The organism is Micromonospora sp. NPDC003944, assembly GCF_053605225.1.
On sequence record NZ_JBSGIV010000027.1, the window covers coordinates 56,674 to 80,798 of the forward strand.

Consider the following 24,125-nt stretch of genomic DNA (forward strand, 5'->3'; position numbering starts at 1 on the left):
TTGGTCGGGCCCACTCGGGCCGACAGACCGTGGCAGCCAACCGGCTGCTTACCCGCAAGTCTACGAGGGGGGTCGCGCGTCGGAAAGCGGGACGACCTATGGGCGGGGTGGATTTTCGTTTCGGCGGGCGTCAGGGTCGCCCATCAGACTGGCCGGACCTATGACGGACCGCCCGAAACGGGCAGCAGCGGCGTCCGCGGCAGCTTCCGCCTCGCGCCAGCCGCGCTCCGGCGCGCCGAGGGTGAGTTGCCGGGGGGCGCCCTGCGCCGACGCGAGCCCTTCCACCCGGACACCGACGAGTCGGATCCGTTCGCCGGGGTCCAAGGCGGTGTAGAGCGCCCAGACCGTGTCGAACATCTCGCGGGCGGTGTCGGTGGGAACGTCGAGGGTGCGAGATCGGTTGACGGTGCGGAAGTTGGCCAGCCGGACCTTGAGGGAGACGGTGCGCCCGACCTGACCGGAACCGCGCAGCCGGACGCCGACCTTCGCGCTGAGCGCCAGTAACGCGCGGCGGATCTCCAGCGGGTCGGCCACGTCGACGTCGAAGGTCACCTCGGCGCCGATGGACTTGTCGACGTGCTCGGGGCTGACCCCGCGCGGGTCGCGACCCCAGGCCAACTCGTGCAGGTGCGCTGCCGAGGCGGCACCGACGGCTCGGCGGAGCATGCCCACCGGCGCCTCGGCGAGGTCGCCGACGGTGCTCAGGCCGAGCCGGCGCAGCGCCTCGGCCGCGCGCTCCCCCACCCCCCACAGGGCGTCCACCGGCAGCGGGTGCAGGAAGTCGAGCACCTGTGCCGGCGGCACGACGAGCAGGCCGTCCGGCTTGGCCCGGGTGGAACCCAGCTTCGCCACGAACTTGGTCGGCGCCACCCCGACCGAGCAGGTCAGCGCCTGCTCGTCGGCGACCCGGCGACGGATCAGCCGGGCGATGGTGGCCGGGGAGCCGAAGAGCCGACGGGCCCCGGTCACGTCGAGGAAAGCCTCGTCGAGGGAGAGCGGCTCGACAAGCGGCGTGACGTCCCGGAAGATCTGCATGACGGCCCGGGAGGCGGCCGTGTAGGCGGCGAAGTCCGGTGGCAGGTAGACCGCGTGCGGGCAGCGGGCCCGGGCCTGACGCGTCGGCATCGCGCTGCGTACGCCGTACCGGCGGGCCTCGTAGCTGGCCGAGCTGACCACGCCGCGCGGGCCGACGCCACCGACGACCACCGGCCGGCCGCGCAGCTCGGGGCGGCGACGCACCTCGACCGCGGCGAAGAAGGCGTCCATGTCGACGTGCAGGATCGGGCTTGCGGAGTCGTCGGCGTCCGACCCGAAGCGCGGATCGTCGCCCCGGGGCAACGACTGACTGCGGCCCATCCCGGCAGGTTAACCCGGGGGTACGACACCACCAGCCGCCAGTAGGCCGGACCGTACGCGGTCAGCCCCGGACGACAACCGGTCAGCCGCGGACGACCAGCAGCGGCACCGTCAGCTCGGCGGCGGTGTCCGACCCGTGGTAGGCCACCAACTTCGACGCCATCGGCCGCTCGGTGCGACTGGCCATGACCGCGTACGTGTCGTTGCAGGTCACCACCACGTCGCCGATCCGGCCCAGGTGTTCCTCGGCCACCGGCCCGAACCAGCCGGTGGCCACCACGTCGTCGCGGGTGCGTACCCGGGCCGTGGCGCCCAGCACCTCCGACCAGGCGGAAAGGACGTCGTCGACCGCACCCGGCTCGACGTGCAGGTAGCGCACCCGGGCCTCGCCGGCCACCAGCCGTACGCCGGCCCGCAGACGCGGATCGGTGTCCAGGTCGAAGCGGTGCGCGGCGGGAATGTCGAGCTGCCCGTGGTCGGCGGTCACCAGCAGCGCCGCGTCCGACGGCAGCCCGTCGACCAGCCGGGCGACCAGGCCGTCCACCTCGGTGGCGGCGACCCGCCACGGCTCCGAGTCGACGCCGCTGAGGTGGCCGTGCCGGTCCAGGTCGGCGTGGTAGCCGGAGACCAGGGTGGGGCCGGTGCCGGCGGCCAACGCGGCCAGCATGGCGGCGGCCACCGCGTCCCCACCGGCGGCGCCCCGGAAGTCGCCACCCCGGTTGGCGGCCACCGTCAACCCACTGCCGCCGAACTCCTGGCGACTCACCACTGTCGTCGTCACCCCGGCGGCGCGAGCCCGCTCCAACTGGGTGGGCACCGGCTGCCAGTGCAGCGGCGACGGGTCGGCGGCCCAGTCGGTGTGGGTGAGCACCCGATCGGTACCGGGCACCCGCACGGTGAAGCCCAGCACCCCGTGCGCGCCTGGCGCGACGCCGGTGCCCAGCGACACCAGGCTGGTCGGGGTGGTGGACGGGAAACCGGCGATGAGCGGTCGGGCCACCGTCGCGGCGAGCCCGGCGAGGGTCGGCGCGTACGGCGCGGCGGTCGGCAGTTGGTACCACCCGAGCCCGTCGACGAGGAGTACGGCGATCCGGCGTACCCCGGCCAACGCGGGCACGATCCCGAGCGGGTCGGGCGAGCCGGGCACGCCCAGGACGGCCAGCGCGCTTGGCAGCACATCGGCGAGGCTGCCGCCGCCGTGGTCCGGCCCGAGGATCTCCAGCGGCGCCGGCACGTCACCGGCGGCAGCGATCATGCCGGCCGGCGGGCGAACAGGTGCAGTTGGGCGGCCAGGTCCCGGTACGGCGGTTGACCGGCCAGCGCACGTTCCAACTCGACCAGGCCGGCGGGCTGCCCGTCGGCGACTGCGGCCGGCAGCAGGTCGGCCAGCACGCGTACCCCGTGGATCTCCTCGACCACCAACCCGGCGGCGTCGAGCAGCGCGGTGGCGCCGGGAGCGTCGTAGCGTCGGCGCAGCGTGTCGCGCAGGCCCGCGGTGCCGGCCGGATCGGCGGCCAGGGTGGCCGCGACCTCCAGGTGCCCGTTCATCGCGCGGCCCAGCACGGCGGCGGCCCGCCCGGCCACCAGCACACTTGCCGCGCCGCCCGGGCGCAGCGCGGTGGCAAGCGCGGCCACCACCGGCGTCGGGTCGTCGACCACCTCAAGTACGGCGTGGCAGAGCACCAGGTCGACGCCGGCCGGCTCGACAAGCCCGGCGAGGGCGTCACCGTCGCCCTGCACGGCCTCGATCCGGTCGGCCACCCCGGCCTCGGCGGCACGGCGGGTGAGGGCGGCGAGCGCGTCGGGACTGGCGTCGACGACGGTGACCCGGTGCCCGGCGCGGGCCAGCGGAACGGCGAAACCGCCGGTGCCGCCGCCCACGTCCAGCACGGTCAGCTCGGTGTCGCCGCGCCGGTCCAGTTCGGCGCGGAGCACCGACCAGATCACGGCGGTGCGGGGTGTCAGCGGCGGCTCGGCGAACCGGCCTCGGGTCTGCTCCACCCGGTCGAGCCTAGTCACCCGGCCGGGTGGTGGCGCGGGCGTGTGGCGGGCGCGCCACCACACGCCCGATCGGGGCGTGGTGCGGCGGTCGGTCAGGCCTCGGTGCCCTCGACCTCGTCCTCCGCCCGGGACCGGCGCTCGTTGGCCACCGGACCGTTCGTCACCTCGTACTCGCGGGGGTCGGCGAGGTGCGACGGCACCCAGCCGGTGCCCAGTCGGGTCCGCCGGGCGTTGGCGATTCCACCGGTGTACGCGTGATTTCCCGTCACTGTCGTTCCCCCTCACGGATCACGGGCCGCTCTGCCCGCTCGGGACGAGTCTCCCGCCCGACGGCTCGGGAAACCGTAATGTGGATCACTGATTCACCGGAAGTCACGGGAGGCCGGGCTCACCGGTGGCTCGATGGCGTCCAGCCGGTCGGCGACCAGGTTGGTCACCCCCTCGTTGCGCTGCAACTGCCCCCTGACCACCAGCGCGGCGCTGGTCCGGGCCACCCGCCGGTAGCGCTGCCACAGCCCCGGCGAGCAGGTGACGTTGAGCATCCCCGTCTCGTCCTCCAGGTTGAGGAAGGTGACGCCGCCCGCGGTCGCCGGGCGTTGCCGGTGGGTGACGATGCCACCGACCCGGATCCGTTGCCCCGGCTCCACCCGGCCGAGCCGGGCGATCGGCACCGCGCCGAGCACGTCGAGCTGACCCCTGATGAACCGGGCCGGATGGCTCTCCGGCGACAGCCCGGTGGCCCACACGTCGGCGACCAGCCGGTCCACCGCCTCCATTCCGGGCAGCGTGGGCGCCGCCGCCCCGGTCACCGTGCCGGGCAGTCGGCCCGGCCGGTCCTGGGCCGCCGCACCGGCGGCCCACAGCGCCTGCCGCCGGGTCAACCCGAAACAGGCGAAGGCGTCCGCGGTGGCCAACGCCTCCAGCTGCGCGGCGGTGAGACCGAGTCGCCGGGCCAGGTCCGGCATGTCCGTGTACGGCCCACCGCTGGCCCGGTCGGCCTCGATCCGTTCGGCCACGTCGGCACCGAGGGTCCGTACGCTGGACAGGCCAAGTCGGACGGCGGGGCCACCCAGCCCCCAGGCGTGCGGCGGCTCCCCCGGCCCGCTGCCCCACCGGGTCTCCGGGGTGGACTCCAGCACCGCCAGAGCCCCGCTGGCGTTGATGTCCGGACGACGGACCTCCACCCCGTGCCGACGGGCGTCGTCGACAAGGGTCTGTGGTGAGTAGAAACCCATCGGCTGGGCGTTGAGCAGCGCGGCCAGGAACGGCGCCGGGTGGTAGCGCTTGAGCCAGGAGCTGGCGTACACCAGATAGGCGAAGCTCATCGCGTGGCTCTCCGGGAAGCCGTAGCTGGCGAACGCGGTGAGTTTGCGGTAGACGTCGTCGGCCAGCTCACCGGTGATGCCCCGCTCGGCCATCCCGGCGTAGAGCCGGTCGGCGATCCGGGTCATCCGTTCGACCGACCGTTTGGCGCCCATCGCCCGGCGCAACTGGTCGGCCTCGGCCGCGTCGAAGCCGGCCAGGTCGATGGCGAGCTGCATCAGCTGCTCCTGGAACAGCGGCACACCAAGGGTCTTCTCCAGGGCGTTGCGCATCAGCGGGTGCGCGAAGGTCACCGGTTCCTGGCCGTTCTTGCGCCGGATGAACGGGTGCACCGAACCGCCCTGGATCGGGCCGGGGCGGATCAGCGCCACCTCGACCACCAGGTCGTAGAACTCACGGGGCTTGAGCCGGGGCAGGGTGGCCATCTGGGCTCGGCTCTCCACCTGGAACACCCCGACCGAGTCGGCCCGGCAGAGCATGTCGTAGACCTCCGGGTCGTCAAGGGTCATGTCGCCGAGGTCGAGGCTCATCCCGATCATGTCGTAGCCGTAGTGCAGGGCGGAGAGCATGCCCAGGCCGAGCAGGTCGAACTTGACCAGGCCCACCGCGGCGCAGTCGTCCTTGTCCCACTGCAGGACGCTGCGGCCGGGCATCCGCCCCCACTCCACCGGGCACACCTCGATCACCGGACGGTCGCAGATGACCATGCCGCCGGAGTGGATGCCCAGGTGCCGGGGGAACGTCTGCAACTCGTTCGCGTACTCCACCACCTGCTCGGGGATGTTCTCGACGTCGACGGTGGCGACCGAGCCCCACCTGTCGATCTGCTTGCTCCAGGCGTCCTGCTGCCCCGGCGAGTAGCCGAACGCCTTGGCGACGTCCCGCACGGCCGACCGGGGCCGGTAGGAGATGACGTTGGCGACCTGGGCGGCGTGCTCCCGGCCGTAGCGGGTGTAGACGTGCTGGATCACCTCCTCCCGGCGGTCGGACTCGATGTCCACGTCGATGTCGGGTGGGCCGTCCCGTTCCGGGGCGAGGAACCGCTCGAAGAGCAGTTGGTGCCGCACCGCGTCCACATTGGTGATCCGCAACGCGTAGCAGACCGCCGAGTTGGCCGCCGAACCCCGACCCTGGCAGTAGATGTCCTGGTCACGGCAGAACGTGACGATGTCGTAGACCACCAGGAAGTAGCCGGGGAAACCCAGCTCCTCGATCATGTTCAGTTCGTGGTCGAGTTGCGCGTACGCCGTCGGGTGCGCCTGCGGCGGCCCGTAGCGCTCGTGCGCCCCGTCGGCGGTCAGCTTCCGTAGCCAGCTCATCTCGGTGTGCCCCGGCGGCACCGGGTACGCCGGCAGCTGCGGCGCGACGAGCTGGAGGTCGAACGCCAACTCGGCGCCGAACTCGGCGGCCCGCGCCACCGCACCCGGGTACGCGGCGAACCGGGCCGCCATCTCCGCGCCACTGCGCAGGTGGGCGGTGGCCGCCGCGGGTAACCAGCCGTCGATCTCGTCCAGGCTGCGTCGGGCCCGGACCGCGGCGACGGTGGTGGCCAGCCGACGCCGGCCGGGGCTGGCGTAGTGCACGTTGTTGCTCGCCACCGTCGGCAGCCCGGCCGCGGCGGCCAGCTCGGCGAGCGCGTCGTTGCGGTCGGCGTCGACGGGATGCCCGTGGTCGGTCAGCTCCACCGCCACCGTCTCCGCGCCGAAGAGCGTGGTCAGCCGGGCCAGCTCGCGGGCCGCCGCGTCCACTCCCTCGGTGAGCAGCGCCCCCGGCACGTGCCCCTTGCGGCAGCCGGTCAACACCAGCACGTGATCCTTCAGCTCGGCGGCGACCTCCTCCAGGCTCCCGTAGACCGGGCGGCCCTTCTCCCCGCCGCGCAGCTGGGCGCGGGCGATGGTGGTGGCCAGCCGGGCGTACCCCTCGTGGCCGTGCGCGAGCACCAGCAGGTGCGCGCCGTGCGGGTCGGGCTCACCGTTCTGCGGGCCGGGCAGCCCGAGGGACAGCTCCGCGCCGAAGATGGTCGGCAGGCCCAGCGTGCGGGCCGCCTCGGCGAAGCGGACCACCCCGTAGAAGCCGTCGTGGTCGGTGACGGCGAGCGCGGTGAGCCCGAGCCGGGCCGCCTCCTCGGCCAACTCCTCCGGGTGACTGGCACCGTCGAGGAAGCTGAAGTTGGTGTGCGCGTGCAGCTCCGCGTAGGGCACCACGCCGTCGGGGCGGGTCAGCTCCGGCGGCTGGTACTGCTCGCGGCGGCGGCTCCAGGCCGGGGAGTCGCCGCCATCGGCGTCCACGGCGAGCGGGTCCACCACGTGCAGGTGCCGCTCGCCCCGGCTCCCCTGCTTGCCGCCGGCCCGCCCGGAGAGCACCCGCTCCAGCTCCGACCAGGGCATCTTCGGGTTGTGGAAGCTCATCCCCGCACGCCCTGACCAGCCCACGACCTGATCGGGCCACGGGCCGTGCGCTCAGTCATAGATCGCCTCCACCAGCCACTGCCCGGCCTCGACGGCCAGCAGCAGGGCGGCACCGTCGGCAAGGCTGACCTGGAACCGGGCCCGGCGGCGGGCCTCGGCCGGCGCCCACCACCGCTCGTCCACCGGCCACGGGCCGGCCCAACCCACGATCTCCGCCGGCTGGCCGGTGCCGACCACCAGCCGGGTCGGTGGGGCGCTCACCGCCAACCGCGCGCTGATCACCACCGGCTCGCCGGCGGCGTCGTGCACCGTCGCCGCGAGCGGGCTGGGCAGCACCACCGCCGGCGCGGGCGCCGGCAGCCGGCCCGGCCACGGCGGAACTCCGCCTCCGCCGCGGGCTGCGGGCCGACCGGCGCCGCTGCGATCCGTGGGCCGGCCGCCTCCGCTGCGGGCCGCGGGCCGATCGGCACCGATGGCCCGGTCAGCGCCGTCGATCGCCTCGCCGGGCAGTGGTGCCGGACCGGGGCGGGCGGGGAGTCGTTCGTCGCCCCACGGCACCAGTCGCACCTGGTCGGCCGGGGAGCGGCCACCACCGAGCACCGCGGTGACCACCGCCTCCGGGCCGAGGATGCCCTGCACCCGGCTCAACGCCCGGTGCGCGCGTTCCCGTTCCTCGCCGGTCTCTCCCCAGAGGCCGGCCTGCAGACCGGCCTGGGCGATCACCCCGTCCGGGATCAGTCGCAGCCGGATGATGCCGGCCGTCGGTCGGGCCGGTCGGGCACCGGCGCGGCCGTTGCTGCCGGAGAGCCACCCGTCGAGCTGCCAGCGCACCCGGTCGGCGATGGCAGCGGCGGTGAGCAGGCCATCGTGTCGCCACACCCGGTGCAGCTCCTGCCCGTGCTCGGTGACCGCCTCGATGCCGAGCCGGGTGCAGGCCAGCCCGTGCCCGGCCAGCCGCTCGTGCAGCTTCTCGGCCAGCGCCCGGGCCACGAACGCCGCCGCGTCGACCCGGTCGATCGGCTCGTCGTGCTCGGCGGTCACCGTCAGGTCGGCCGGCGGCTGCCGGACGGCGAGTGGGCGGTGGTCCCGCCCGGCGGCCAGCCGATGGGCCAGCGCGCCGTCGAACCCGAACCGGGCCAGCACGTCGCCGGCCGGCAGGGCGGCGAAGTCGCCGAGGGTGCGTACCCCCAGCCGGCGCAGCAGGTCGGCAAGCGCCGACCGGCCGAGCGCCTCGACCGGAAGCCCGGCCAGGAACTCCGGTGTGCCGCCCGGTGCCACCACCCGACCGGCGCGAGCGGCCAACCCGGCCGCGAACACCCCGTCGGCGATGCCGACCTGGCTCTCCACCAGGCACGACTGGGCCACGTGCTCGATGACCCGTTCGGCGGCCGCCTCCTCACCGCCGAGGTAACGGCCCGGCCCTCGGGCGGCCACCGCGCAGGCGCCCGGACGGACCACCTCGACGCCGGCGACCAGCTCCTCCACCGCGGCGACCACCGGCTCGAACGCCCGCGCGTCCCGGCCGAGGTCGTACTCCACGACGGTGAGCTGCGGGCAGCGACCCTGCGCCTCCCGCTTGCGCAGCCCTCGACGCACCCCCTCGGCGCGGGCCCGCTCGGAGCAGGCGACCACCCGGTTGGCGTGCAGCACGGCCACCGGGCCGGTCGCCGGCACCCCGTCGACGATCTCGGCGGCGAGCACCGGCCAGTCGGGGCACCACAGCAGCAGAGTGCGTGCCGGCGCGCCGGTCACCCCCGACCGACCAGGGCGAGTGGCGCGGCCGATCGGCCCACGGGCGACGGCATCGTACGAGGGATCACCCGGGTCAGCTCGTCACCCGGGAGCCAGACCTTGATCTCCTTGGGCCGGGCGGCCGCCCCACGCCCGCGCGCCGAGACGGTGATCTCCCGGCGGCGCAACCGCCCCCGGCCCAGCCCGAGCCCCTCCCAGACCCCACGGACCACCTGGAGCGTCACGTCCGCGCCGTCCCACCGGCCGTACGGGACGAGCACGCTGCCGCGCTGCCGGGCCCGGGCCGCCAACCGGGTGGCGACCGAGGCGGAGACCGAGGCCGGCACTGTGGTGACCACGACGTCCACCCCGTCGATAAGCGCGGCGACCACGGTGGCCCACTCGGGGCCCGGGTTCGGCACCAGGGCCAGCCGGTCCAGGGCGATGCCCAGCTCAGCGGCCGCGCCCGCACCGAACGTCGGCACCCCGACCACCGCGCACCACGAGCCGGCCCGGGACGCCTCGGCGAGCAGGGCCAGCATCAGTGAGGTGCCGCCGCTGCGCCGGGGCTGACCGGCGGCGACCGCGATGGTGCTGCCCCGGCGCAGGCCCCGGTTGGGCAGCAGACCGGTCAGCTCGGGCACCACCGGCAGCACCCGGTGGCCACCGACCGGGTCGGGCGCGCTCGCCGGGCGCACCAGATCGGCAAGCGCGGCGGAACCGACCACCATGCGGCCCGCCATTGGACCAACTCCCCCGTCGTTGCTGTGGATCAGATCAGGGCCGGCACGCCGTGCCACCGGCCGCCCGGCTCCCCCCGCAGGGCGGCCGGTGGCACGGCGAGATCAGGCGGCGAGGCCGTCCAGGGCCGGTTGGTGGGCCACGCCGAGCGCGGTCTCCACCACCGTGACGAACTGTTCGGCGGCGCGGAGCAGATCGTCGGCCTCCCGGGCACTGACCACCCGGGGGATGCCCGCCTCGGCGGCGGCGCGTTTGCTGGCCCCGGCGGCGAAGAACCGGGACCACTCGTCGAGCTCCGGAGCGACAGCGCAGAGGAGGACCCAGACACTGGTGATCCGGTTGCGCCGGCTCGGCGCGGGTCGGGCCCGGGCAGCGAGCAGAGCCGCCGCCGCGCGCAGGGCCGCCAGGTGGGCAGCCGCGTAGCGCAGGCCGTCAGGTCGGGTCTGGCCGGCCTCGACCAGCCCACGGCGGGCCAACGTGAGGAGCTGGGCGGGGGTGCGATGTGGCAGCACGTGCGCCGGCACCGTCGGTGCCTGAGCCGGGTTGGTCGGCATGGGTGTCTCTCCTCCACGTGGCCGAGACGTCACTCCGGCGGCTGCTGCCACCGACGAGACGCCGAGGTCGGGTGGTGCGGAGGAAGACGCACCGGGTGTGGCCGGCCGGGTGTGGATGCTTCCCCACACCACACCCGGCCGGCGGACCGGCGGGTGCGTCGCCCGCTGCCCGGGGGTCGTGGGCGGCGGGCGACGCTCCTGCCTGTTGGGACCAGGCTCGCGACTGCCCGGAAACCCAGGTGCGGCCCGCGGAGCCGCACCGCCCGGAGGTGGCGCCGCGAAACGCCGCGCTCCGGCTGGTTGGAACGAGCGTTCGAGGCAATCGAACACTCGTTCTAACTGCTGCTGACAGTACACCTCCCCTCCGACGAAAATGCAACGTGTGACGCGCCGAGCGTGCCGGCCGACTGAACCGGCCACCAGTGGACCGGGAAGAATGGCGGGATGCAGCCACACCCGAACGTACGGGCGGTGCAGGACGCGCTCACCGCCGCCGGCACGCACGACGGTGCCGGTGAGCCCAGCATGGTCCGTCTGCTGCCCGACGCGGTGCACACCGCTGCGGCGGCCGCCGAGGCGCTCGACGTCGAGGTCGGCCAGATCGCCAACTCACTGATCTTCGACGCGGACGACACACCGCTGCTCGTCCTCACCTCCGGCGCGCACCGGGTCGACACCGCCGGCCTGGCGGCATCGATCGGCGTCACCCGGCTGCGCCGGGCCACCCCGGAGTTCGTCCGAACCCACACCGGGCAGCCGATCGGCGGGGTCGCCCCACTCGGGCACCCGCACCCGCTGCGCACCCTGGTGGACACGGCGCTTGCGGCGTATCCGGAGATCTGGGCCGCGGGTGGCGTACCCCAGGCGGTCTTCCCGACCACCTACGCCGAGCTGCTGCGGGTCACCGCCGGCACCCCCGCCGAGGTGGCGTGAGCGAGCGCAGCGAGCGAACCGGCGGGCACAGCAGCGAGCGCAGCGAGCGAACCAGCGGGCACAGCAGCGAGCGCAGCGAGCGAACCGGCGGGCACGGCAGCGACGCGAGCGCGGCTCCGGAGCTGGTCACACTGCACGTGTGGCGGACCTCCCGTGGCGCGCTCCCCCGGGTGCTGACCCGGATGGCGCTGGACCCACGCCGGTTGCGCGCCCTCCCGGGCGTCCGGTTCGGCAAGTTGCTGGGCACCGGGACCGGCACCGACTTCGGGCCGAAGGACGCCGACCTGACCCGGTGGGCGGCGCTGACCGTCTGGGACTCCCCCGCCGCGGCGGCCGACTTCGACGACTCGCCGGTCGGGCGGGCCTGGACCGGCATCGCCCAGGCCCGGGCCCGGATCGACCTGCGCCCGCTGACCAGCCGGGGCGAGTGGTCCGGCCAGCGGCCGTTCGGTGACCCGCCGGGCGGCCGGGTCACCGGCCCGGTGCTGGCGCTGACCCGGGCCCGGCTGCGGGCCCGCCGGGCGGCCACCTTCTGGCGGGCGATCCCGCCGGTGGCCGCCGCCCTGCGCGACGCGCCCGGGCTGCTGGCCCGGCTCGGAGTCGGCGAGGCCCCATTGGGCTGGCAGGGCACGGTGAGCGTGTGGCGCGACCCGACGGACCTGGTGGCGTTCGCGTACCGTCACCCGGAGCATCGGGCGGCGATCATGCGAACCCCTACCGCAGGCTGGTACGCCGAGGAGCTGTTCGCCCGGTTCGAGGTGCGCGACGTGGTCGGCGACCGGTCGGTGCTCGGGTGGGTCGCCGACGGCGGCCCGGAAACGGTGAAGGGTGGACGGGCATGAGGTTGGTGCGCTGGACACCGGACGATCTCGTCCGGCGGCTGGACGACGTGGTGGCCGTCTACGGCGAGGCGATGGGGTACCGCACCGACCTGCTGGAGGCCCGGCGCGGTTACATCGCCACCCACGTCCGCCGGCCGGGTTTCCGGGCGGTGGCCAGCCTGACCAGCGAAGGCCACCTCGCCGGCTTCGGCTACGGCTACCTGGGCGCGTCCGGTCAGTGGTGGCACGACCAGGTGCACCGCGCGCTGGACGCCCCGACCCGTCAACGCTGGCTCACCCACTGCTTCGAGGTGGTCGAGCTGCACGTCCGGCCACCGGCGCAGGGTCACGGCCTGGGCACCGGTCAGCTGCGCGCGCTGCTCGGCATGGCGGAGGGCGACACCACGCTGCTGTCCACCCCGGAGGCCGACGAGCAGACCTCGCGGGCCTGGCGGTTGTACCGGCGGTTCGGCTTCGTCGACGTGCTGCGTACCTTCCACTTCCCCGGCGACGAGCGGCCGTTCGGCGTACTCGGTAGGGATCTGCCCCTCGATCCACCGGCGTCATGACCCGGCGGACCTCCTGGGCGCTGCTCGCCGTCCTGGTGCTCGCCCAGATCTGCTACCCGCTCACCGCCGGCGACACCCGGGCCGGGCTCACCGTGGCCACCGTCGTGCTCGGTTGGCTGCTCTCGGTCGGCCACGCGCTGCTCAGCCGGGGCCCCCGGGTGGCGGTTGCGCTGGTCGCGGTGGCCACCGGCGGCGGGTTCGCGATCGAGGCGATCGGGGTGGCCACCGGCGTGCCGTTCGGCAGCTACGACTACTCCGGGGAGTTGGGCCCCAAGCTGGCCGGGGTGCCACTGATCATTCCGCTGGCCTGGACCTGGATGGCCTGGCCGGCCTGGCTGGCAGCCGTCCGGCTCACCGGCGGCGCGTCATCGACGGTGCGTCGATGGGCGGGGCGGATCGCGCTGGCCACCGTCGGGCTGGCCGCCTGGGACCTCTTCCTCGACCCCCAGATGGTGGCCGAGGGCTACTGGGTCTGGCGCGACGCCACCCCGGCCCTGCCCGGCCTGGCCGGCATCCCGGTCAGCAACTACCTGGGCTGGCTGCTCTTCGCCGTGCTGATGATGAGCGCGCTGCGCCCGCTGGCCGGACCGGCCGCCGAGCGCACCGACCGGCGGGACCACCCCATGGTCGCGCTCTACCTGTGGACGTACTTCTCCAGCATCCTGGCCCACGCCGTCTTCCTCGACCTGCCCGCCTCCGCGCTCTGGGGCGCCGCCGGCATGTCGGTGACCGCGATACCCCTGACGGTGAGCCTGGTACGCGCCCACCGGGCTCGGGAGAGCCGCCTGGAGGACCACCAGCCGGACCGGCCCGGCGTCGACGCCACCCGATGACCGTGCTGCTCGCCCTGCTGATCGCCGTCGCCGCGTTGACCGGGCACACCTGGCTCAACGCCGCCGGGTGGCTGCGCCGGCCCACCGACCGGCCCGACGACGTCGACGAATCGGTCACCGTGCTGCTGCCGCTGCGCGACGAGGCCACCCGGGTGACGCCCTGCCTGCGTGCCCTGCTCGCCCAGCGCGGCGTACCCGGGCTGCGCGTCGTGATCCTCGACGACGGGTCCACCGACGGCACCGCCGACGTGGTCCGCGCGGTTGCCGACGACGACCCCCGGGTCACGCTGCTCACCGGGGTCGCCCCGCCGCCGGGCTGGCTGGGCAAGCCGCACGCCTGCTGGCAGCTGGCCACCCGGGCCGACCCGGGCGCCACCGCGCTGGTCTTCGTCGACGCCGACGTGGTGCTCGCCCCGCACGCCGTGGCCGCCGCCGTCACCGAGCTGCGCGCCGCCCGCGCGACGCTGCTGTCGCCGTACCCCCGGATCGTGGTGGCGACGGCGGCCGACCGGTTGGTGCAGCCGTTGTTGCAGTGGCTGTGGTTGACCTTCCTGCCGCTGCGGGCGATGGAGCGCTCGCCGCGGCCGTCGCTGGCCGCGGCGGGCGGGCAGTTCCTGGTGGTGGACCGGGCCGGCTACACCGCCTCCGGCGGGCACGCCGCCGTCGCCGACAAGATCCTGGAGGACGTCGAGCTGGCCCGGGCGGTCAAGCGGGCCGGCGGACGCATCGCCCTGGCCGACGGCTCCCGGCTGGCCACCTGCCGGATGTACGACGACTGGCCACAACTGCGCGACGGGTACTCGAAGTCGCTCTGGGCGTCGTTCGGGCACCCGGGCGCGGCGGCGGCCGTGGTCGCGGCGCTGCTGCTGCTGTACACCGCCCCGCCGCTGGTCGCGCTCGTGGGTGTGGCGGCGGGTGCGCCGGGGGTGGCCGCCGCTGGCCTGGCCGGCTACCTGCTCGGGGTGACCGGGCGGGTGCTCACCGCCCGCGCGACAGGTGGCCGGTGGTGGCCCGACGCGCTCGCACACCCCGTGTCGGTCGTGGTCCTCGGCTGGTTGACCCTGCGGTCGTACCATCTGCGAAAGCGACGCCGCCTGACCTGGCGGGGCCGCCCGGTCAGCTAGGGAGGGCGCGGCATGGCGCGGATCGTGGTCGTCGGCGCCGGGGTGGGTGGCCTCGCCACCGCCGCCCGGCTCGCCGCTACCGGGCACCAGGTGACCGTCTTCGAGCGGGCCGACACGGTCGGTGGCAAGCTCGGCCGGTACGCGCACGACAGCCCGGCCGGGTCGTTCCACTTCGACACCGGGCCGAGCCTGCTCACCCTGCCCGAGGTCTTCCACGACCTGTTCGAGGCGACCGGGGCGAAGCTCGACGAGTACCTGGACCTGGTTCCGCTGGACCCGATCGTCCGGCACGTCTTCGCCGACGGTGGCCCGACCCTGGACTCGTGCGCCGACCCGGTGGAGTTCACCGCCCGGATCGGGGCCGCCTTCGGTGACCGCGCGGCAGCCGACTGGCAGCGGCTGTGGCGCCGGGCGGCGCGCGTCTGGCAGGCCTCCTCGCGCGACATCCTGCGCCGTACCGTCGACTCCCCCCGGGACCTCGCATCGCTGGCCTGGCGGGTCGGCGACCTGGCCGCCATCGCCCCCGGCCGCAGCCTGCGCGGCCTGGGCCGCCGGCACCTGTCCGACCCGCGGCTACGGATGCTGCTGGACCGGTACGCCACCTACACCGGCGCCGACCCACGTCGGGCACCTGCGGCGCTTGTCGCGGTCCCCTACGCCGAGCTGGCCTTCGGCGGCTGGTACCTGCGCGGCGGGCTGGGCACGCTCGCCGACGCGCTGCTGACCCGCTGCCTGGACCTCGGCGTGGTCGTGCAGACCGACGCCACGGTCACCCGGATCGACGCCACCGGCGGCCGGGTGCACGGGGTACGCCTCGCCGGCGTCGCCGCCCCGGTACCCGCCGACGTGGTGGTGGCCAACGTGGACGCCCTCACCGTCTACCGTGACCTGCTGCCGCACCCGCGTCGGCTGGCCGGGCTGACCGACCGCAGCCTCGCCGGCTTCGTGTTGCTGCTCGGTGTCTCCGGCAGCACCGGGCTGGCCCACCACAACGTCTTCTTTCCGGCCGACTACGACGCCGAGTTCGACGCGGTCTTCGGTGACCCCGGGCGCGGCGTACGGGCCCGACCGGCAGCCGACCCGACGGTGTTCGTCACCGTGGCCGACGACCCGATGGTCCGCCCCGCCGGACACGAGGCGTGGTTCGTGCTTGTCAACGCCCCTCGGCATGGCACCGCGGCGGGCGCTGTCGACTGGCGGCGACCGGGGCTGGCCGACGCGTACGCCGATCGGGTCCTGGACGTGCTGGCGCGGCGGGGCGTGGACGTGCGCGACCGGGTGCTGTTCCGCGAGATCCGCACCCCCGCCGACCTGGACGTGGCGACCGGCGCGCCGGGTGGCTCGATCTACGGCACCGCCGGTGGGTTGCTCCGCCCCGCCAACCGGGGCCCGGCGAACGGGCTGTGGCTGGTCGGGGGCTCCACCCACCCGGGCGGCGGGTTGCCGATGGTGACCCTCTCCGCGCAGATCGTCGCCGACGAGATCGGCCCCGCCTGGTAGACCCGGGCGTCGCTCCAGCCGACATCGGCTTCAGTCGTCGGCGCCGCGTCCAGCCGGCGTCGAGCAGGGCTGGCTCGGCCGCTCAGCCGGCGTCGAGCAGGGCTCGACGGATGCTGGAGAGCAGTTGCCCCAGCCCGAAGCCGGCCAGCAGCACCCAGACCGCGGTCGCCATGGTGATGGTGCCCGCGGCCAGGTCCGGCTCGATCAGCCCGGCCAGCCCGGCGACCAGCAGACCGGCCAACGCCACCGACACCCGGGTGGGGCGTTCGCCCACGGTCACCGCGCCGATGTCCCGCATGCCGGCGGCGATCGCCCGCGCTCGGACGTACTCGTGCAACCAGGACAGCGCGCCCCCCGCGACGACCAGCCCTCCCGGCGCGCCCACCAGCCAGAACGCCAGCAGCCACGCCACCTCGCCGAGCCGGTCGGCGACCGAGTCGTAGACGTAGCCGAGCCGGGTGGTGCGGCCGGTGACGACCGCCACCGCACCGTCCACGCTGTCCGCCACGGCGGCGAGCAGCACGAACAGCGCGCCCAGGAACGGCCCGTCCCCCGGGCGCCCCACAAGCAACGGTACGCAGAAGCAGAGCAGCACCCCGGCCACGGTGACCGCGGTGGGGCTGACCCGTAACCGACCCAGCACATATCCGACGTGGTACGCGAATCGCAGCCAGGCGCGCACCACCGGCGCCGCGACCCGGGGGTCGAACCCGCCGTGCAACCGCGCCCACGCCGTGGCGTACTGATCCCAGTTCAGCTGTGTGCCCACCACGGATCAACCGTCGTGCCGGGCAACAGGTGTCGCAGGCGCAGCGTTCACACGCGGGCGCCGGCCTTCAGGTTCTGCCAGACCTCGCGGGTCGCGGTGGATCGGTTGAGGGTGATGAAGTGGATTCCCGGCACGCCCTCGTCCAGCAGTCGGCTGCACATCTCGCTGGCCTGCTCGATGCCGAGCCGACGGACGGCGTCCGGGTCGTCGGCGACGCGCTCGAAGCGGGCCGCCAACGCCGTCGGGAACGGCGCACCGGACAACTGCACGGACCGCTCGATGGTGCCGATCTGGGTCACCGGCATCACACCGGCCAGAATCGGGGTGTCACAGCCGGCAGCGGCCACCCGGTCACGGAGCCGCAGGTAGTCGTCGGCGTCGAAGAACATCTGGGTGACCGCGAACTCCGCGCCGGCCCGACACTTGCGGACGAACTGGGCGGTGTCGCTGGCCACGTCGGGTGAGCGGGGGTGCTTGTACGGGAAGGCCGCCACGCCGACGCTGAAGTCGCCGGCGTCGCGCACCAGACGGACCAGGTCCTCGGCGTAGTCCACGCCCTCGGGGTGGCGGATCCACTCACCGCTCGGATTGCCCGGGGGGTCGCCACGAACAGCCAGGACGTTGCGCACGCCCACCCCGGCGAGCCGGCCGACCACGTGTCGCAGCTCGGCGACGGAGTGGTTGACCGCGGTCAGGTGGGCCATCGGCAGCAGGGTCGTCTCGGTGGCGATCCGCTCGGTCACCGCGACGGTGGTGTCCCGGGTCGAGCCGCCCGCGCCATACGTGATCGACACGAACGACGGGCGCAGCGACTCCAGCTCGCGGATGGCCTGCCAGAGCAGCTGCTCCCCCGCGTCGGTCTTGGGCGGGAAGAACTCGAACGAGAAGGTCGGCTGGTGCTCACGGATGAGCTCCCCGATCGCCGGCTGCGGATTGGGGAGTGTCGAAGGAAGACCGAGCGCCACGGTCCGACTCTAGCGGTCGATCGCACCAGGACCCAGGCCCTTCCCACCCGGCGGCCGATGCCACCGGCCCGGTGGGTGGCCCCGCCCGGCCCGCCGTGAGCCCGTTGGCGGTGTCGCAGCGCGCGCCGTAAGCCGGGGGCGGTGTCGCAGTGCGCACCGCGAGCTCGTTGGCGGTGTCGCAGCGCGCGCCCGACCCGGCGGGCGGAAGGGCGTCGTACCTCCGAGGTAGAAAGGGGCGGCGCGGGAGGGGCGGCGGGGGTGGCTCCGGGTCTCGTGCGGGGGTCAGCAACCGAGCGGTGACGCCGGGCCCGCCCGGTCGGGCGGGTGGGTCGTCACCGCACCGACGCCCGCCAGGAGGACCCATGATCCCGCCCGCACCGCCGCGCCCCGCGCAGCTCGGGCCGCTGCTGGCCCGGTGCCGACTGGCCCGTGGCTGGAGCCAGCAGCGCGCCGCCGCCGAGTTGTGTGCCGCCGCCGGGGTGTCGACGCTGAGTCGGCACGAGGTCTCCCGGTGGGAGAGACAGCGTCGTGTGCCGGGCGGGTTCTGGCTCGGCTGGCTCGCCGTCGTCCTGGACGTGCCGCTGGTGGTGCTCGCCGAGGCCGCCGCTGCCACCCGTCGGGCCGGCACGACGCGGGCCACCGGGCCGGCCCGTGCCCCGGGGGTCCGCGCCCGACCGGCTGGGCGAACGGGTCCCGGTCGCACCGGCGGGACTATGCGTGGCGGTGGAGCACGTGCCATGACGACCGGCTAGCGTCGGTGCGTGACCCACGCTGCTCCCGTGTCCCCCGTCGACCGCGCCGGCCTGCGGCAGCGGGTGGACAAGGCGCTCACCGAGTTCCTGGCCGGCCAGCGGGTCCGGCTCGCAGCCGTGGACGACGCGCTGAGCCCGGTGGCCGAGGCGATCGAGGCGTTCGTGCTCGGTGGCGGCAAGCGGCTGCGTCCAGCATTCGCGTACTGGGGGTTTCGGGGGGCCGGCGGGCTGGACGGCGACCAGGTGGTCACCGCCCTGGCCGCGCTGGAGTTCGTCCAGGCCAGCGCCCTGATCCACGACGACCTGATGGACCGTTCCGACACCCGTCGCGGCGAGCCCGCAATACACCGACGCTTCGCCACCCGACACCGGGAGGCGGGCTGGGGCGGTGACCCGGACGGTTTCGGCGACGCCGCGGCCATCCTGCTCGGTGACCTGTGCCTGGTCTGGTCCGACGAGCTGCTGCACTCCGCGGGCCTGGACCTGTGGTCGCTGGCCCGGGCCCGGCCGGTCTTCGACGAGATGCGCACCGAGGTGACCGTCGGGCAGTACCTCGACGTGCTGACGCAGGTCACCGGGGACACCTCGGTGGAGCGGGCCAGCAAGGTCGCCCGGTACAAGTCCGCGAAGTACACCGTCGAGCGTCCGATGCTGCTCGGCGCCGCGCTGGCCGACGCGTCGGAGGACGTACGGACGGCCTACTCGGCGTACGGGTTGCCGCTGGGCGAGGCGTTCCAGCTCCGCGACGACGTGCTGGGGGTCTTCGGCGACCCGGCGCTGACCGGCAAGCCGGCCGGAGACGATCTACGCGAGGGCAAACGCACCTATCTGGTGGCGGCAACCGTGGAAGCGACCGACGACGCCGGCCGCGCGCTGTTGATCAGCCGGCTCGGCGACCCGGAGCTGGACGAGCAAGGGGTGGCCCGGCTCCGCGAGGTGATCTCGAGCAGCGGAGCGCTGGCCCGTACCGAACAGCGGATCGTCACTCTCACCGACACCGCCCTGGCCTCCCTGAGCGCCGTCGACCTCGACACCGAGGCCCGCCAGGCCCTGGTCGACCTGGCCATAGCAGCAACCCGCCGAGCCGACTAACCCCCGGACCCGCCCCTCCCGCCCTCCGGCGTTGAGGGGCGGGTCCGGGGAGACGGCTAGAAGCCTTCGGCTTGGGCTCGGCGTTTCACCTCGCGGGCCTGGTCGCCGGAGAGGGCGGCGGCCGGGGTGGCGCCGGGGAGGGTGTCGTCCGGCTCGTAGAGCCAGCGCAGGGCCGCCTCGTCGTCGTAGCCGTTGTCGGAGAGCAGGTTGAGCACGCCGGGCAGGTGCTTGAGCACGGTCTGGTTGGCGACCAGGTCCGCCGGGATCCGGCGGACGCCGTCACGGCGGACCGCGAGCAACTCCCGGTCACGGATCATCTGGTGCACCTTGCTGATCGACACGTCGAGGCGTTCGGCGACGTCGGGCAGGGTCAGCCAGCCGGCCGGGTCGGTGGGGCCGGCGAGCTCCAGGCCGGGCGCGGCCTGGTCGGGTACGGGTTCGGTCACCCGACCACCCTGCCACGCCACCGCCGCGACGAGCCACCGGCACCCCGGACGAACCGTCCGCGCCTCCTCCTCCGACCGTCGCTGACCAGCGCGTAAGGGGGCGGTGAGCGCGGCGGGACGGACTGGTTCGGCGTACGGCTGTAGCATCCTGTTCATCCTTCACTCCCTGGACACATAGACTGCCTGCCGATGGACACTCAGGTCGCCGACACGTTGCTGGGCTCGCTGATCGACGGGCGCTACCGCATTCGCGGTCGCGTGGCCCGTGGTGGCATGGCGACCGTGTACACCGCCACCGACGAACGCCTCGAGCGCACCGTCGCTGTCAAGATCATTCATCCGACCCAGGCGAGTGAGGCTCGGGCCCGGATCGCCAACTTCGTGGCCCGGTTCACCGACGAGGCGAAGACCATCGCCCGGTTGACCCACCCGAACGTGGTGGCGGTCTACGACCAGGGCACGCACGCCGGCCTGCCGTACCTGGTGATGGAGTACGTCCGTGGCCGCACGCTGCGCGACGTGCTCGCCGAGCGACGCCGGCTCAACCCGGACGAGGCGCTGGCCATCGCCGAGCAGATGCTCGCCGCGATCGCCGCCGCGCACCGGGCCGGCCTCGTGCACCGCGACGTCAAACCGGAGAACGTGTTGGTCGCGGAGGCGCCTACCGGGGGCGTCGCGAACCTCGTCGACAGCGTCGTGAAGGTCGCCGACTTCGGGCTGGCCCGGGCGGTCGAGGCGAGTGCCGACGAGGAGCAGGGCAACCAGCTGATGGCCACCGTGGCGTACGTCGCCCCGGAGCTGGTCACCGAGGGCCGCGCCGACCCGCGCACCGACGTCTACTCGGCCGGCATCGTGCTGTTCGAGATGCTCACCGGCCGCGTGCCGTACGACGGGGACCGCCCGGTGGACGTCGCCTGGCAGCACGTCGACCGTGACGTGCCGGCGCCCTCGACGCTGGTGCCGGGCCTGCCGTCGGTCCTCGACGACCTCGTGCAGCGGGCCACCCGGCGTGATCCCGACGCCCGGCCCGCGGACGCCGGCGCGTTGCTGGCCGAGGTGCAGGTTGCCCGGGACCGGCTCGGCGACGCCAACAGCCACACCGCGGTGCTCCGTCCGATCAGCGACGCGCCGTCGCTCTCCCAGCCGACCATGATGGTCTCGACGGTCCAGCCGCCCAACCGCCCATCGTGGGCACGCCTGCCCGAGGGGGCCAGCAGCCAGGGGCCAGGGCGACGCCGGGCCGCCCCGGAGCCGGCCGAGGGTCTGGGCGCCCGCCTCGCCGCGCTGCGCAGCACGGTGCTGAACAACCCCCGTGGCCGGCTGGCCGTGGCGGCCGTGGTGGTGACGCTGGGCCTGGTGGCCGCGCTCGGGGGTTGGTGGTTCGGCGCCGGCCGCTACACGGAGGCTCCGCAGCTGGTGAGCCTGAGCAAGGCCGACGCGCAGGCGCAGGCCGACCGCGCCGGGCTCGTCCTCAAGTACGGTGAGCCGCGCTTCGACGAGAAGGCCCCGAAGGACAGCGTGCTGGGCCAGAGCCCGGCGTCCGCTGCCAAGATCCTCAAGGGTGGCACGATCACCCTGACCCTCTCTCTCGGCCCGGAGCGTTTCCCCGTGCCGGACGTGATCGGCAAGGAGTTCGAGCTCGCCGAGGCTGATCTGGTCAACGCGAAGCTGGTGGTGGCCAAGGGCACCCCCCGCTACGACGACAGCCTGCCGGCCGGGGTCGTGGTGGACAGCTCCCCCAAGGTGGGTGCCGAGGTCAAACCAGGGGCGAAGGTCACCCTCATTCTGAGCCGGGGCAGGGCGCCGGTGACGGTCCCGAACCTGGTCGGCAAGAGCCTGACCGACGCCCGGACGGCGCTGGCCCAGCTCAACCTGCAGCTGGAGGAGACCTACAAGGACTCCGACAAGCCGAGGGACGAGATCCTCGGCCAGAGCCCGGCCGATGGCACCGGCGTGGAGAAGGGCGCCAAGGTCAAGCTCGACGTCAGCAAGGGCCCGCCGCTGCTCGTCATGCCACGGGTGATCGACCTGCCGTGCCAGCAGGCCAAGCAGGCGCTCGAGGGCCAGGGCTACCCGGTCACGATGGCGGTCAACCCGAACGCCACCGTCCGGATCCAAATCCCGGGCGAGAACTCGCAGGTGCCGCCCGGCACCCCGGTCACCCTGACGTGCTTCTGATGCCGGCGGTCCCGAAGCGCCCGGTGGGCGCGCACACTCCGGCCTCGGGTGGGTTGGCGAAGGCCGCCCTGCCGTACGTCGACGCGACCGGCGCGCAGGTGGCGCAGGTCTACGTCTCCAACTCGCGGGGCTGGGCGCTGCCCGCCGGCGACCCCGTGCAGGACGCCCTGTTCCGCGACGGTTGCGCCGAGCGGGGCATTCCCGCGTTCATTCACGCCGCGCTGCTGGTCAACCTCGGCTCGCCCACCCCGGCCACGGTCGAGAAGTCGGCCCAGACGCTGGCGCACGCGCTGCGTCGGGGCGTGGCTATCGGTGCGCGGGGGGTGGTGTTCCACGCGGGCAGTTCGGTGGACGAGGGGCACGCCGAGGCGGCGATGCGACAGGTCCGCGAGGTGTTGCTGCCGCTGCTCGACTGGGCCGCCGACGCCGGCGGGCCGATGTTGCTCGTCGAGCCGAGCGCGGGCGGGGGCCGGTCACTGGCCTCCCGGGTGGAGCAGCTCGGGCCCTACCTGGACGCGGTGGACGGGCACCCCATGCTCGGGGTCTGCTTCGACACGTGCCACGCCTGGGCGGCCGGCCACGACCTGGCGGCCGAGGGTGGCATGACGACGACCCTGGACACCCTGGTGGCCACCGTCGGTGCGGACCGGCTGCGGCTGGTCCACGCCAACGATTCGAAGGACCTGTGCGGCTCCACCCGGGATCGGCACGAGAACATCGGCAAGGGCACCATCGGCGAGCCGGCCTTCGCCGAGCTGATGACCCACCCGGCAACCGCTGGCGTCCCCGTGGTCGTGGAGACCCCGAGCGAGAAGCAGATCGGCCACGCCGCCGACATCCAGACCCTCACCCGCCTCCGCCCATAACCCGACCCCCTGCCCACCCCGCCGGCCTTGGTTGATCAAGAGGTTTGCGTCAGATTCCGGCGTGTGGATGACGCAAACCTCTTGATCAACAGCAGCGAGGAGGACGGGCGGGGTTAGGACGCCGTCAGGATTCGGGGCAGGGCTTCGACTGCGCGGTCGATGTCCGCGTCGCTGACGCCCAGGTGGGTGACCAGGCGGGCGGTACGCGGGCCGAGCACCGAGATGAGCACCCCCTCGTCCCGTGCGACGGCCGCCAGGGCACGGGCGTCCAGGGTGTGCTTGGTCAGGTCAAGCGCGACCAGGTTGGTGCGCACGGTGGTCGCCAGCACACCGAACGGCGCGACCGCCTCGGCGAGCCGGGCCGCCTTCGCGTGGTCGTCGGCCAGCCGGTCGATGTGCTGCGCGAGCGCGTACCGGCCGGCGGCGGCCAGAATGCCAGCCTGACGCATGCCACCGCCCATCCGCTTGCGGATCACCCGGGCCCGCGCGATCTTCTCCGCGCTGCCCACCACGACCGAGCCGACCGGCGCGCCGAGGCCCTTGGAGAGGCAGACCGACAGCGTGTCGAAGAGCCGACCGTACTCGATCAGCGGCACCCCGTCGGCCACGTGCGCGTGCCAGATCCGGGCGCCGTCGCAGTGCAGCGCGAGACCCGCGTCGTCGGCGACCCCGCGCAGGTCCCGCAGGGTGGCCAGCGGAATCACCCCGCCACCGCCACGATTGTGGGTCTGCTCGACGGCGATCGCACGGGTGGGGACGGCGAAGTAGCCGTCCGGCCGGATCATCCCGGCCACCACCTCCGGGTCGATGTCCGCGCCCACCGCAGGCCAGGTCCGCGAGGAAATTCCGCCGTACGCGGCTGCGGCGCCGATCTCGTACGTGACCACGTGCGCGTCGGCGTCGCAGAGCACCTCGTCACCCGGCGACACCAGCAGCTGCAGAGCGATCTGGTTCGCCATCGACCCGGTCGGGGCGAACAGCGCCGCCTCGTGCCCGAACAGGGCCGCCACCTCGGCTTCGAGGGCGTTGACGGTCGGGTCCTCGCCGTAGACGTCGTCGCCCACCTCGGCGGTGGCCATCGCCTCCCGCATCCCGGCGGTCGGCCGGGTCACCGTGTCGGACCGCAGGTCCACAAGATCAGCCACTGTCATCCCTTCGGCTGC

Annotated in this window: 22 protein-coding genes; 10 read left to right on the forward strand and 12 right to left on the reverse strand. The window is 74.2% G+C overall.

Going from position 1 to position 24,125, the window contains the following annotated elements; all coding sequences use genetic code 11:
- Positions 1-96: 96 nt before the first annotated feature.
- From ACWER9_RS15725 to ACWER9_RS15760, 8 genes are all read right to left on the reverse strand, one after another.
- Positions 97-1,356 carry a DNA polymerase IV gene (locus ACWER9_RS15725; RefSeq protein ID WP_452302494.1) on the reverse strand — a complete coding sequence of 420 codons (1,260 nt, stop codon included), beginning with the start codon at positions 1,354-1,356 and terminating at the stop codon, positions 97-99.
- A gap of 82 nt (positions 1,357-1,438) precedes the next feature.
- Positions 1,439-2,611, reverse strand: coding sequence for an alkaline phosphatase family protein (locus ACWER9_RS15730; protein ID WP_452302495.1), 1,173 nt, complete (start codon positions 2,609-2,611; stop codon positions 1,439-1,441).
- The gene (locus ACWER9_RS15735) at positions 2,608-3,375 is read right to left on the reverse strand and encodes a methyltransferase domain-containing protein (RefSeq protein WP_452302496.1); all 768 of its coding nucleotides are present in this window, start codon (positions 3,373-3,375) and stop codon (positions 2,608-2,610) included. Before ACWER9_RS15735 ends, ACWER9_RS15730 begins: the two co-directional genes overlap by 4 nt.
- Before the next feature lie 74 nt (positions 3,376-3,449).
- Positions 3,450-3,626, reverse strand: coding sequence for a hypothetical protein (locus ACWER9_RS15740; protein ID WP_357354919.1), 177 nt, complete (start codon positions 3,624-3,626; stop codon positions 3,450-3,452).
- 93 nt (positions 3,627-3,719) lie between these two features.
- Entirely contained in the window at positions 3,720-7,088 is a 3,369-nt protein-coding gene (locus ACWER9_RS15745) for an error-prone DNA polymerase (RefSeq protein WP_452302497.1), read from the reverse strand.
- A 51-nt stretch (positions 7,089-7,139) separates the two neighbouring features.
- The gene (locus tag ACWER9_RS15750) at positions 7,140-8,840 is read right to left on the reverse strand and encodes a DNA polymerase Y family protein (protein ID WP_452302498.1); all 1,701 of its coding nucleotides are present in this window, start codon (positions 8,838-8,840) and stop codon (positions 7,140-7,142) included.
- Positions 8,837-9,562, reverse strand: a complete 726-nt coding sequence (locus tag ACWER9_RS15755; protein ID WP_452302499.1) for a hypothetical protein — start codon at positions 9,560-9,562, stop codon at positions 8,837-8,839. Before ACWER9_RS15755 ends, ACWER9_RS15750 begins: the two co-directional genes overlap by 4 nt.
- Before the next feature lie 102 nt (positions 9,563-9,664).
- A complete protein-coding gene (locus ACWER9_RS15760; RefSeq protein ID WP_007463070.1) occupies positions 9,665-10,114 on the reverse strand; it encodes an SAV_6107 family HEPN domain-containing protein in 450 nt (149 codons plus the stop codon).
- 444 nt (positions 10,115-10,558) lie between these two features.
- On the opposite strand from ACWER9_RS15760, the gene ACWER9_RS15765 reads away from it, so the two are divergent.
- From ACWER9_RS15765 to ACWER9_RS15790, 6 genes are all read left to right on the forward strand, one after another.
- Positions 10,559-11,047, forward strand: a complete 489-nt coding sequence (locus tag ACWER9_RS15765; RefSeq protein ID WP_452302500.1) for a YbaK/EbsC family protein — start codon at positions 10,559-10,561, stop codon at positions 11,045-11,047.
- A gap of 122 nt (positions 11,048-11,169) precedes the next feature.
- Positions 11,170-11,889, forward strand: coding sequence for a monooxygenase (locus ACWER9_RS15770; protein ID WP_452302519.1), 720 nt, complete (start codon positions 11,170-11,172; stop codon positions 11,887-11,889).
- Positions 11,886-12,437 carry a GNAT family N-acetyltransferase gene (locus tag ACWER9_RS15775; RefSeq protein WP_452302501.1) on the forward strand — a complete coding sequence of 184 codons (552 nt, stop codon included), beginning with the start codon at positions 11,886-11,888 and terminating at the stop codon, positions 12,435-12,437. Before ACWER9_RS15770 ends, ACWER9_RS15775 begins: the two co-directional genes overlap by 4 nt.
- Entirely contained in the window at positions 12,434-13,270 is an 837-nt protein-coding gene (locus tag ACWER9_RS15780; protein WP_452302502.1) for a carotenoid biosynthesis protein, read from the forward strand. The genes ACWER9_RS15775 and ACWER9_RS15780 overlap by 4 nt, the downstream gene beginning before the upstream one ends.
- Positions 13,267-14,394 carry a glycosyltransferase gene (locus tag ACWER9_RS15785; RefSeq protein WP_452302503.1) on the forward strand — a complete coding sequence of 376 codons (1,128 nt, stop codon included), beginning with the start codon at positions 13,267-13,269 and terminating at the stop codon, positions 14,392-14,394. Before ACWER9_RS15780 ends, ACWER9_RS15785 begins: the two co-directional genes overlap by 4 nt.
- A 12-nt stretch (positions 14,395-14,406) precedes the next feature.
- Positions 14,407-15,894 carry a phytoene desaturase family protein gene (locus tag ACWER9_RS15790; RefSeq protein ID WP_452302504.1) on the forward strand — a complete coding sequence of 496 codons (1,488 nt, stop codon included), beginning with the start codon at positions 14,407-14,409 and terminating at the stop codon, positions 15,892-15,894.
- Between the two features lie 82 nt (positions 15,895-15,976).
- On the opposite strand, the gene ACWER9_RS15795 is transcribed toward ACWER9_RS15790, so the two are convergent.
- Both ACWER9_RS15795 and metF read right to left on the reverse strand, forming a co-directional pair.
- Entirely contained in the window at positions 15,977-16,666 is a 690-nt protein-coding gene (locus tag ACWER9_RS15795; RefSeq protein ID WP_452302505.1) for a CDP-alcohol phosphatidyltransferase family protein, read from the reverse strand.
- A 44-nt stretch (positions 16,667-16,710) separates the two neighbouring features.
- Positions 16,711-17,628: a methylenetetrahydrofolate reductase [NAD(P)H] gene (gene metF, locus ACWER9_RS15800; protein WP_452302506.1), complete on the reverse strand. Its 918-nt coding sequence runs from the start codon at positions 17,626-17,628 to the stop codon at positions 16,711-16,713.
- A gap of 362 nt (positions 17,629-17,990) precedes the next feature.
- Here metF and ACWER9_RS15805 point away from each other — a divergent pair, with 362 nt between their 5' ends.
- On the forward strand, positions 17,991-18,380 hold the full coding sequence (locus ACWER9_RS15805; protein ID WP_452302507.1) for a helix-turn-helix domain-containing protein: 390 nt from the start codon (positions 17,991-17,993) through the stop codon (positions 18,378-18,380).
- Positions 18,381-18,389: 9 nt separating this feature from the next.
- On the forward strand, positions 18,390-19,472 hold the full coding sequence (locus ACWER9_RS15810; RefSeq protein WP_452302508.1) for a polyprenyl synthetase family protein: 1,083 nt from the start codon (positions 18,390-18,392) through the stop codon (positions 19,470-19,472).
- Positions 19,473-19,528: 56 nt separating this feature from the next.
- Here the strand turns inward: ACWER9_RS15810 and ACWER9_RS15815 are convergent, their stop codons facing one another.
- On the reverse strand, positions 19,529-19,918 hold the full coding sequence (locus ACWER9_RS15815) for an Rv2175c family DNA-binding protein (protein WP_452302520.1): 390 nt from the start codon (positions 19,916-19,918) through the stop codon (positions 19,529-19,531).
- A gap of 189 nt (positions 19,919-20,107) precedes the next feature.
- Here ACWER9_RS15815 and pknB point away from each other — a divergent pair, with 189 nt between their 5' ends.
- Positions 20,108-22,096, forward strand: coding sequence for a Stk1 family PASTA domain-containing Ser/Thr kinase (pknB, locus tag ACWER9_RS15820; protein WP_452302509.1), 1,989 nt, complete (start codon positions 20,108-20,110; stop codon positions 22,094-22,096).
- Positions 22,096-22,962 carry a deoxyribonuclease IV gene (locus tag ACWER9_RS15825; protein ID WP_452302510.1) on the forward strand — a complete coding sequence of 289 codons (867 nt, stop codon included), beginning with the start codon at positions 22,096-22,098 and terminating at the stop codon, positions 22,960-22,962. The genes pknB and ACWER9_RS15825 overlap by 1 nt, the downstream gene beginning before the upstream one ends.
- Before the next feature lie 113 nt (positions 22,963-23,075).
- Here the strand turns inward: ACWER9_RS15825 and ACWER9_RS15830 are convergent, their stop codons facing one another.
- The gene (locus ACWER9_RS15830; protein WP_452302511.1) at positions 23,076-24,107 is read right to left on the reverse strand and encodes a threonine aldolase family protein; all 1,032 of its coding nucleotides are present in this window, start codon (positions 24,105-24,107) and stop codon (positions 23,076-23,078) included.
- Positions 24,108-24,125: the final 18 nt, after the last annotated feature.

Excerpts from the sequence above, each read along its gene's own strand:
- ACWER9_RS15775 (WP_452302501.1), top strand. The coding sequence starts at position 11,886 with ATGAGGTTGGTGCGCTGGACACCGGACGATCTCGTCCGGCGGCTGGAC.
- ACWER9_RS15790 (WP_452302504.1), top strand. The coding sequence starts at position 14,407 with ATGGCGCGGATCGTGGTCGTCGGCGCCGGGGTGGGTGGCCTCGCCACC.
- ACWER9_RS15825 (WP_452302510.1), top strand. The coding sequence starts at position 22,096 with ATGCCGGCGGTCCCGAAGCGCCCGGTGGGCGCGCACACTCCGGCCTCG.
- ACWER9_RS15745 (WP_452302497.1), bottom strand. The coding sequence starts at position 7,088 with ATGAGCTTCCACAACCCGAAGATGCCCTGGTCGGAGCTGGAGCGGGTG.
- ACWER9_RS15730 (WP_452302495.1), bottom strand. The coding sequence starts at position 2,611 with ATGATCGCTGCCGCCGGTGACGTGCCGGCGCCGCTGGAGATCCTCGGG.
- ACWER9_RS15725 (WP_452302494.1), bottom strand. The coding sequence starts at position 1,356 with ATGGGCCGCAGTCAGTCGTTGCCCCGGGGCGACGATCCGCGCTTCGGG.
- ACWER9_RS15765 (WP_452302500.1), top strand. The coding sequence starts at position 10,559 with ATGCAGCCACACCCGAACGTACGGGCGGTGCAGGACGCGCTCACCGCC.
- ACWER9_RS15760 (WP_007463070.1), bottom strand. The coding sequence starts at position 10,114 with ATGCCGACCAACCCGGCTCAGGCACCGACGGTGCCGGCGCACGTGCTG.
- ACWER9_RS15805 (WP_452302507.1), top strand. The coding sequence starts at position 17,991 with ATGATCCCGCCCGCACCGCCGCGCCCCGCGCAGCTCGGGCCGCTGCTG.
- ACWER9_RS15780 (WP_452302502.1), top strand. The coding sequence starts at position 12,434 with ATGACCCGGCGGACCTCCTGGGCGCTGCTCGCCGTCCTGGTGCTCGCC.
- ACWER9_RS15755 (WP_452302499.1), bottom strand. The coding sequence starts at position 9,562 with ATGGCGGGCCGCATGGTGGTCGGTTCCGCCGCGCTTGCCGATCTGGTG.
- ACWER9_RS15785 (WP_452302503.1), top strand. The coding sequence starts at position 13,267 with ATGACCGTGCTGCTCGCCCTGCTGATCGCCGTCGCCGCGTTGACCGGG.
- pknB (WP_452302509.1), top strand. The coding sequence starts at position 20,108 with ATGGACACTCAGGTCGCCGACACGTTGCTGGGCTCGCTGATCGACGGG.